This window comes from Streptomyces sp. NPDC055078 (assembly GCF_053607985.1).
Genome location: NZ_JBSGUP010000371.1, coordinates 1 through 8,154, shown reverse-complemented (window position 1 = coordinate 8,154; position 8,154 = coordinate 1). Strand labels below are relative to the sequence as shown.

The following is an 8,154-nucleotide window of genomic DNA, read 5'->3' as shown; positions in this document are numbered from 1 at the left end:
GTACAGCAGGGGCCCGGCCCCGTGCGCGGCGGCCAGGCTGCCGCCCGCGGGACCGTGCTCCAGCACCTGCCACTCGATGTGCGGCCATCGGTCCGCGCACCAGCCGCGCAACCGGTGGGCCGCCGTCCGCTCCTCCCCCCGTGGCGCGGGGGTCCTGTCGAGCAGCCGCAGGACATCCAGCAGCCGCTGTCTCAAAAGCGTCCCCAGTCGTCGGAAGCCGGACGCCACACATCGATGTTGCGCGGGTCGGCCGGCATCCTGCGGGGCCGGTGCGTCCGGTGCTCCTCCGGGGTGAACACCCGGTGGTCGTCGCACAGCTCGAACCGAGGGCCGAAGCGCGGATCGTGCAGGTAGAACGCGATCGACGTCGACGCCGAGTGGTTGACGATGTCGGAGGCGATCGGGGCGCCCTTGTACAGCGCGCGGGCGCGCATCCGCATGACATGGTCGAGGCTCTTCATCGCGAAGCACAGGTGCGCGACATAGTGCTCCGTGTTCTTCTGGACCGCGAGGCTGTGGTGGTAGCGGTCCTCGCAGCGGAAGAACGTGGTCGAGCCGACGACATGGTCCGATGGCAGGAACTTCAGAACGTTCTGGTAGAAGTCCAGCGTCTCATCGAACTTCGCGGTGGCGATGAAGGGGTGCACCAGGTCGAGCGGCCGGATCTCGATGTGCGGCGGTTCGGCGTACTCCTGGAACTCGGTGAACAGCTCGACGACAAGGCCGTTCGGGTCCTTCACCGCGAAGCCGTTGTCGCACAGCGCCCGCTGCCGCTCCTGCAGTTCGAGGACATCGAGGCCGGCGTCGAGGACGTTCTTGTGCAGCTGTTCGAGGACCTCTTCGCTCTCCACGCTGTAGCCGACCGCGGTTGTCCACCCGTCGGTGCGCTCGGGCGCGTGGATCAGCTCGATCGCGTGGTGCTCGATGTCGGCGCGCAGGTAGGCGTAGTCGTCCGTACGCTGCTCCAGCTGCAGACCGACGTGGTATTCGAGGAACTCGATCGTGGCGGGCATGTCCGGAACCTCGATCCGGGCGTACTCCATGCCGTACGGGCCGCGGGGGCGGGTGCTCACCGGCGGTGTCCTTCCTGCCGTGAGCGACGCACGCTCGGCGAACTCGGACTCGGACTCGAACTCGAACTCGAACTCGAACTCGAACGAGGTGATGGCCTGCTGGGCGATGACCGGCCGCCAGCGCGTGCGCACGAAGTTCTCGTGGGACTCGCTGCCGAGATAGGCGAGCAGGTCGTCCTGGCTGTCGAAGTCGACGGCCATCGTGTGGGTGAAGGTCTGGTCCCGCGTGCTGATGTTCTCGCCGAGGACGAAGCCGCGCATGGCCGGGTACCGGTCCGGGAAGGTACGCAGCTCGCCCAGCACGGACTCACGGGTCGCCCGGTCGGCTCCGTCGGTGAAGCGGAAGGACAGGGTGTGTCTGATCATCGGGTCACCATCCGTGGCCGGCTAGAGGATGAAGCTGAGCCGGGCGCCTGCCGCCAGCGACTCGTGGCCGAGGACGGAGCGCCGCAGCCGGAAGCGGAGCCCGTCCCCGGTCGGCACCAGCAGATGCTCGTACCACCCGATGTAGGCGTCGAAGTGTCCGTCGCGGGCGCGGTGCACCACAAAGGAGGCAGCCACCCGGAAGGAGTCCTCCGTATCCTCGGACAGCCGTACGTTGGACACCAGCCGGTGTGTGCGCGAGTGCGGGTTCTCGGCGTGCGCCTTGCGGGACTTCAGGCGCTTGACCCGGGCGCGGAGCAGGTCCCAGTCGTCGTCGACGAACGATCCGGTCTCATGTGGCGACCAGCCGGGCCGGTGGTCGGTGGTCGGGATCTCGTAGCGGGCGCCGGACTCGAAGAGGGCCAGCCAGCCGTCGTAGTCCCAGTGGTCGAGGATGTCGGCCTCGGCGTAGAGGAAGTCCTCCACCTCCGGCCGGGTGATGGTGCGCCCCGCACACCGCACGGAGCCGCCGCCGCCGCTGCCGCTGCCGCTGATGGTGGTCATCGCACATCCCTCCCCGCCAGGAAGGACGCCGGACGCTCTCCGTTGATCTCGATGCCGTCATCGATCCCTACGGCTTCGACCCAGTGCCGCCAGAAGCCCCGCATCGCGCCTTCGTCGACCGACCGGCCCTGCACACCCTTGACCTCGTCCGCCATGCCTCGCGACATGTCGCTGAAGTCCAGCTCGGGCGCACCGGTGCCCGCCGTGGCCTGGATGCCGCGCTGGACCGCCTCGTACGCCTCGATGTCGTCCGGTGTGGCGAGCCCGCCGGGGCCGACGAAGCTGACGACCGTCTTCATGCGCAGGGCGCGGGTGTCCGCGTCCTCGGTGCGCGGGACCAGTTGCCAGGCGCGCACATCGGTCTGGTCGGGCGCCACAGGTTCCAGTTGCCGGATCGACAGGCCCTCGATGTCGAACAGCAGCAGGTTCGGGAACACGAACAGGATGTGGCTCTCGTCCGCCACATGGTGCGCGCGCTTCTCCCCCAGCCGGCGCGTCATCTCGGCCCGGTGGGCGTCGGTGCGCACCCGCTCGTCCTCGCCGAAGCGCGGTTCCCAGATCATGCTGATCCGTCCGCCGTGCCCGGTGAGGACCAGCAGGCCATGGCCGTTGCCGAGGTTGTACGCGTACTGGTTGTCGTCGGTGACGGCGTAGCCGCTCTCCCGCAGGTAGCCGACGAACGTGTTGTGGGTGGGCGCGAAGTGGTATCCGTCCATCGCGTTCTCGACGGCGAGTTTCCAGTTGCCCCGCACGCTGTAGAGCTGCGTACCGGGGAGTGTGGTCATGCCGCCGGTGTGCTGCTGTTCGATCATCGTCAGATAGTCGGCGGCGTCGCCGAGGTGATCGAGCAGCGGCGGAACGTCGGGGTCGAAGGAGACGAAGACGAACCCCTCGTGGATCTCCAGGCGTGGCACACCGCGCAGTGCCATCGAGGCCCGGAACTCCTCGCTCGACTCGTACGCGCCGGCGTCGGGGATCGCGGCGACCTCGCCGTTGTTGCGGAACGTCCAGGCGTGGTAAAAGCACTGGAAGAGCCTGGTCGAGCCCTCCTTCTCGCGGCACAGCACGGTGCCGCGGTGTGGACAGGAATTGAGGAACGCGTGCACCTCGCCGGCGCTGTCCCGGCAGAAGATCAGCGGTCGGCCGCCCAGTGTGCGGACCTTGAAGTCGTTGGGGTTGGGGATCTCGGTCTCGTGTCCGAGATAGAGCCAGGTGTGCATCCACACCCAGCCGCGTTCCCGGGCGAAGATCTCCGCGCTTCGGTACGCCTCGCGGTTGACCCGGAAGGTGAGCTGGTCCCAGTCCTCGACGATCATCGGCGCTGGGGCGGTCCGGGGATTGCTTCCCATGGGGAGTTTGCCTCTCACAAGTCCCGACCCGAGTGGCGCACAAAGTGAGACGCCATCTCGAATTTCGTTCTCAGCGTCCCCCAGGGGCCTCGATGGTGTCAAGCATTCACCCCGGTCGGTTGACATCCGGGGTCGGTGCGACCATCATCCTGTTCCGCATTGAAATACACCGTCTCGCATGTTGTGCGACCGTGTGAAGGGCAACAAGCTCGTGCCGTATGTCATCACTCAGTCCTGCCTCGACATCATGGACAAGTCGTGCATGGAGGAATGCCCGGTCGACTGCATCTACGAGGGCGACCGGATGCTCTACATCCAGCCCGACGAATGCGTCGAGTGCGGGCGCTGTGAACCCGTCTGCCCACAGGTCTCCATCTTCCACCACGAGGACCTGCCGGAGGAGAGCAAGCGCTTCGAGCGCCTCAACGCCGAGTTCTTCACCCTCGGCACCCCACCGCTCGGCTCACCCGGCGGCGCCCGCAAGACCGGCCGGGCCGGCCGCGACCACCCCGAGGTGGAAGCGTGACGGGCCCCGCGCCCACGGGCCCTGCGACCACGAGCCCCGCGACCACGGGCGCCGGCCCCGAGGTCTCCGTCGACCTGCTCATCATCGGCGCCGGCCCGACCGGGCTGTACGGCGCGTACTACGCCGGCTTCCGCGGTATGAGCGTCGCGATCGCCGACGCCCTGCCCGAGGTCGGCGGCCAGATCGCCGCGCTCTACCCCGAGAAGCTCATCTTCGACGTGGCCGGCTTCCCCGCCGTCCGCGGCCAGGAACTGGTCGACCGGCTCGCCGAACAAGCGGGCCAGTCGGACCCCGTCTATCTGCTCGGACACGGGGTCGTCCGGCTGGACGACGCCGGCGAGGGCATCGTCGCCACCACCGACGCCGGGGCGCGGATCACCGCCGGTGCGGTACTCGTCTGCGGCGGCATCGGCAACTTCGTCCCACGCGAACTCCCCACGGGCTCCGAGTACCTGGGCCGGGGACTGCGGTACTTCGTGCCCCGACTGAACGAACTCGCGGGACAGGACATCGTGGTGGTCGGCGGCGGGGACTCCGCACTGGACTGGGCCCTGTCACTGGAACCGATCGCCGCCACGGTGACCCTGGTGCACCGGCGCACCCGGTTCCGGGCCCATGAACGCACCGTCGAGCAGGTGCACACATCCTCGGTGCGGGTCCTGACGCCCTACGAGATCCAGAAGATCTCCGGTGACGGGCCGGTTTCCCAGGTCGTGGTCGCGGGCCCCGACGGCGACCACATCATCCTGCCCGCCCAGACCGTCGTGGCCGCGCTCGGCTTCATCGCCGACCTCGGCCCCATCGAACAGTGGGGACTCCGACTGCGCCGCCGGCGCATCCTCGTCGACCCCACCATGCGCACCAGCCGGCAGTGCGTCTTCGCCGCCGGTGACATCGCCGACTACGACGGCAGGGTCGGCCTCATCGCCATCGGCTTCGGCGAAGCCGCCCTCGCCGTCAACCACATCGCCACCCTCCTCGACCCCACCCGCTCCATCACCCCCGGACACTCCACCGACACGTAGGCTCGCTGCGGCTCGCCGTACCAGCGGCGCGGCTCTCCGTACCAGCGGCGCGGTGAACGGGAGCGCTTCCGGGGCTGCCGGCCGCCGGTTCCCGTTCACCGCCGCAGCTCACCGTGGATAAGCGCCGCAGCACCCTGCACACCCCTTTACCATGACGTCATACAAGACAGCGTTTCATTTGACGTCCTTATCAATGTGACTGAGCATGGACAGGAGCGTGGAATCCATGGCCACGAAGGTGCAGCGCGGCACCGGCGAGCAGGACGGTCCCGACCGGATCGCCCCGACCATCCAGACAGTGCAGCGTGCGGCGCTGATCCTCGGCTCGTTCACGGTCGGCAAGCCGCATATGAGCCTCAACGAGATCACCGCGCGTCTCGGGGCGAGCAAGGCGACCGCACACCGCTACACCAAGGCACTGCGGGCGGCGAATCTGCTGCGGTACGACGAGCGCACCTCGCTGTACTCCCTCGGCCCCCAAGTGCTCACGCTCGCCGCCGCGGCGCGGGCCGGCCTGCCGATCGTCGCCGCCGCCGAGCCGTACATGGAGGAGCTGGTCCGGCGCATCGACGAGACGATCGTGCTGTCGGTCTGGGACGGCGAGTCGGCGACCGTGGTGCGCTCGGTGGACAACACCGACCACATGGTGCGCATCAGCGTCCGGGTCGGCTCGCGCCTGAACCTCACGTCCTCGGCGCAGGGCCGCGTGTTCCTCGCGCTCCTGTCCCCCGAGCAGGTACCGGCCCTGCCGCGCTCGGTCCGCAATTCGGCCGAGTTCACCGAAGAACTCGACGCCATCCGGCAGCACGGTCTTTCGGTCAACTCCCCCACGGTCAACGGAGTCCGCACCATCGCGGCGCCGATCTTCGAGGGGGACAAGATCAGCGGGACACTCGCGATCGTCGGGACGGCGGTGACCGTGTCCGACGACGTCAAGTCGCCGATGGCCCAGGCACTGCTGGAGACCGCCCGCGCGTTGTCGCAGCGGCTGGGCACCTCCGACGGCACGCCCAACGGCCGCTGATCCGCTCGCGGTGACGGTGGTCCTTCTGTACGGTCCGGTCCGCCACCCGCGGTTCCCCGTGGGTGGCGGACGCGTGCGCCCGTGACGCGGGCGACTCGGCCTCGGCGGCAGCGCGCGCCGGGGTGGGGCGTACGCCGCTCAGGGAAGCAGATCGGCCCGTGGCGGGACGAAGAAGTCGATGTTCACACAGGGGGCCTCGGTCGGCTCCACATAGTGTTCGCTGCCACGGGGTACGAGCAGGAACGAGCCGGCCCGCATGTCGTGCGCGACACCGTCCACGTAGTAGTTCGCACGCCCCTCGGCGATGTGGACCAGTTGGTCGAAGTCCTCGTGCCGGTGCGGGTTGAGCGTCATGCCGACCTCAAGGTCGTGGTGGCAGATCATCATCTCGTCCGTCGCGTAGACACGGCGACGGACCCCCGGCCGCACCTCGGTCACCGGAAGCTCTTCCCAGTTGACGACGGTGCTGAACAGCGCTGCGTTGCGTGTGCTCACTGATCTCCCTCTCCCTCTCCGGCGGCGGCGCGCAGGCCGGCCGCCAGCATCTGCAGGTCCGAACCGACCACGAGACAGCCGGCGTCACCGAGGCCCAGGTCCGCCGCGGCGCCCCGGGTCGGCGCCCAGCCGCCGAACGCCACCGCCGCGGCACGGGCGGCGTCTCTCACCCGGTCCACCGCGGCGCGCAGCACCGCCGGATCCGCCGGCAGGCCCAGGTCGACCGCGAGGTCGGTGCTGCCGACGAAACACACATCGAGAGCGGCGGCCAGATCCGGCAGCGGGTCGGTCCTCGCCGTCTCGATCTGGCCCACGAGCACCGGGGGGTCGTCCTGCTCGGCGCGCAGGAACCCGGCCGGCGTGACCGCTCCGAACCGGGCGGCCCGGTTGGCCAGGCTCACCGACCGGCGGCCGGCCGGAGCGAACCGGGTGGCCGCCACAAGTGCCTCGGCCTGGGCGGTGCGGGTGAGCATGGAGAGCTGGATACCGGCCGCCCCGGCCTCCAGCAGCCGGTTGATGGCGGCGGCGTCCACCTCGGGCACGCGGACCAGGGCCGGCAGGCCGCAGGCGTCCGCGTGGCGCACCAGGGCGACGGCGTCCCGCTCGGTGAGGGTGGAGTGTTCGAGGTCGACGACCACGAACGCGAACCCGGCCGCCGCGGCCAGTTCCACCACGTCGGGCGACGCCAGCTTGACGAACGTGCCGACAGCGGGTTTCCCCGCCGTCAGGGCCGCTCGGAGACGGCGCCGCAGCAGATGGATGTCACCGCAGGTCATCGGATCCTCCCCTGGAAGTGCGGGTGTGTCGGGCCCACTGCGGGTGTGTCACGCCCACGGGTGTGTCAGGCCCACGGGTGTGTCAGGCCGGCTACAGACCCCGCCACGGCACGATGTCGACCTCGGCACCGCCGTGCAGCACCACGGTCGGCTCCAGGCGCGGCGCGAGAATCGTGTTGCCTGCCGCGTCGGGCAGTGTGACCTCTTCGGTCTCGGTGACGACCGTGACGTCGGCCCGGCCGCCGGCCTCCAGGCGCCCGTAGCCCTCGGCGTCGAGCCCGAGCAGCCGCGCCGGCGCCACGGTGGCCCGCCGGACGCACTCCTCCAGCGGGGCGCCGAGCGCGACCAGCTTGGAGATGCTGGTGAGCAGGTCGAACACCGGGCCGCGCCAGTTGCGCGCACTGGTGTCGGAGCTGAGGACATCGGGCAGGAATCCGTCGGCGATCGCCCGGCGTGCCACCTCGAAGCTGAGGTTGCTCCTGCCGTGGGCGGAGTCGAACAGCACACCGCGCTCACGGGCGGCGGTCACGGCGGGCTGCACACGGTCGCCGTCGAGGATCCCGTGCGGCTTGCCGGTGTAGCAGTGCGCCACGATGTCGCCGGGCCGCAGGAAGTCCAGGACGACGGGCAACGGCTCCGCGGTCTCGCCGATGTGCAGCATCAGTGGCAGGCCGGCCTGTTCGGCCAGCGACACGGACTTCTTCAGCAGCGACTCCCAGTTCTCTCCGACGACGTCGTCGGAGAGACGGATCTTGAAGCCGCGCACGATGTCGGGGTGGGCCTCGGCGGTCGCGAGCGCGTCCTCGGGGACCAGGGTGTCGGGGTTCAGCAGCTCGCCGAACCTGAAGTCGATCAGGCCGAGCACCGAGACGTTGAGGAAGTTGACGATACGCAGCGGGTTCGCCTCGACCACCAGCTTGCGGAAGGCCGCGAACGTCGAGGCACCGGCCGTGCCGGCG

Annotated in this window: 10 protein-coding genes; 3 read left to right on the top strand and 7 right to left on the bottom strand. The window is 69.5% G+C overall.

Annotated elements, in window-relative coordinates; genetic code table 11:
- The 4 genes from ACWF94_RS26360 to ACWF94_RS26345 form a co-directional block, all read right to left on the bottom strand.
- On the bottom strand, positions 1–195 hold a 195-nt coding region (locus ACWF94_RS26360), incomplete at its 3' end, for a hypothetical protein (protein WP_453493383.1).
- On the bottom strand, positions 192–1,439 hold the full coding sequence (locus ACWF94_RS26355; protein WP_453493380.1) for a Dabb family protein: 1,248 nt from the start codon (positions 1,437–1,439) through the stop codon (positions 192–194). The genes ACWF94_RS26360 and ACWF94_RS26355, both read right to left, overlap by 4 nt.
- A 21-nt stretch (positions 1,440–1,460) precedes the next feature.
- Entirely contained in the window at positions 1,461–2,000 is a 540-nt protein-coding gene (locus ACWF94_RS26350) for an aromatic-ring-hydroxylating dioxygenase subunit beta (RefSeq protein WP_453493377.1), read from the bottom strand.
- Complete coding sequence (locus ACWF94_RS26345; RefSeq protein WP_453493374.1) at positions 1,997–3,349, bottom strand: aromatic ring-hydroxylating oxygenase subunit alpha; 1,353 nt, start codon at positions 3,347–3,349, stop codon at positions 1,997–1,999. Before ACWF94_RS26345 ends, ACWF94_RS26350 begins: the two co-directional genes overlap by 4 nt.
- 211 nt (positions 3,350–3,560) lie before the next feature.
- Between ACWF94_RS26345 and fdxA the strand changes: the two genes are divergently transcribed.
- From fdxA to ACWF94_RS26330, 3 genes are all read left to right on the top strand, one after another.
- Positions 3,561–3,875 carry a ferredoxin gene (fdxA, locus tag ACWF94_RS26340; protein WP_453493386.1) on the top strand — a complete coding sequence of 105 codons (315 nt, stop codon included), beginning with the start codon at positions 3,561–3,563 and terminating at the stop codon, positions 3,873–3,875.
- A complete protein-coding gene (locus ACWF94_RS26335; RefSeq protein WP_453493371.1) occupies positions 3,872–4,900 on the top strand; it encodes an NAD(P)/FAD-dependent oxidoreductase in 1,029 nt (342 codons plus the stop codon). Before fdxA ends, ACWF94_RS26335 begins: the two co-directional genes overlap by 4 nt.
- A gap of 226 nt (positions 4,901–5,126) precedes the next feature.
- On the top strand, positions 5,127–5,924 hold the full coding sequence (locus ACWF94_RS26330) for an IclR family transcriptional regulator (RefSeq protein WP_453493368.1): 798 nt from the start codon (positions 5,127–5,129) through the stop codon (positions 5,922–5,924).
- 138 nt (positions 5,925–6,062) lie between these two features.
- Here ACWF94_RS26330 and ACWF94_RS26325 read toward each other — a convergent pair whose 3' ends face one another.
- The 3 genes from ACWF94_RS26325 to ACWF94_RS26315 form a co-directional block, all read right to left on the bottom strand.
- On the bottom strand, positions 6,063–6,419 hold the full coding sequence (locus ACWF94_RS26325; RefSeq protein WP_453493357.1) for a cupin domain-containing protein: 357 nt from the start codon (positions 6,417–6,419) through the stop codon (positions 6,063–6,065).
- Complete coding sequence (locus ACWF94_RS26320) at positions 6,416–7,195, bottom strand: aldolase/citrate lyase family protein (protein WP_453493335.1); 780 nt, start codon at positions 7,193–7,195, stop codon at positions 6,416–6,418. Before ACWF94_RS26320 ends, ACWF94_RS26325 begins: the two co-directional genes overlap by 4 nt.
- Positions 7,196–7,286: 91 nt before the next feature.
- Positions 7,287–8,154, bottom strand: an 868-nt coding sequence (locus tag ACWF94_RS26315; protein ID WP_453493332.1) for an amidohydrolase family protein, incomplete at its 5' end; no start/stop codon positions are given.

What these genes read in the sequence shown, in the direction of transcription:
- ACWF94_RS26355 (WP_453493380.1), bottom strand. Translation starts at nt 1,439, where the DNA reads ATGATCAGACACACCCTGTCCTTCCGCTTCACCGACGGAGCCGACCGG.
- ACWF94_RS26350 (WP_453493377.1), bottom strand. Translation starts at nt 2,000, where the DNA reads ATGACCACCATCAGCGGCAGCGGCAGCGGCGGCGGCGGCTCCGTGCGG.
- ACWF94_RS26345 (WP_453493374.1), bottom strand. Translation starts at nt 3,349, where the DNA reads ATGGGAAGCAATCCCCGGACCGCCCCAGCGCCGATGATCGTCGAGGAC.
- ACWF94_RS26330 (WP_453493368.1), top strand. Translation starts at nt 5,127, where the DNA reads ATGGCCACGAAGGTGCAGCGCGGCACCGGCGAGCAGGACGGTCCCGAC.
- ACWF94_RS26320 (WP_453493335.1), bottom strand. Translation starts at nt 7,195, where the DNA reads ATGACCTGCGGTGACATCCATCTGCTGCGGCGCCGTCTCCGAGCGGCC.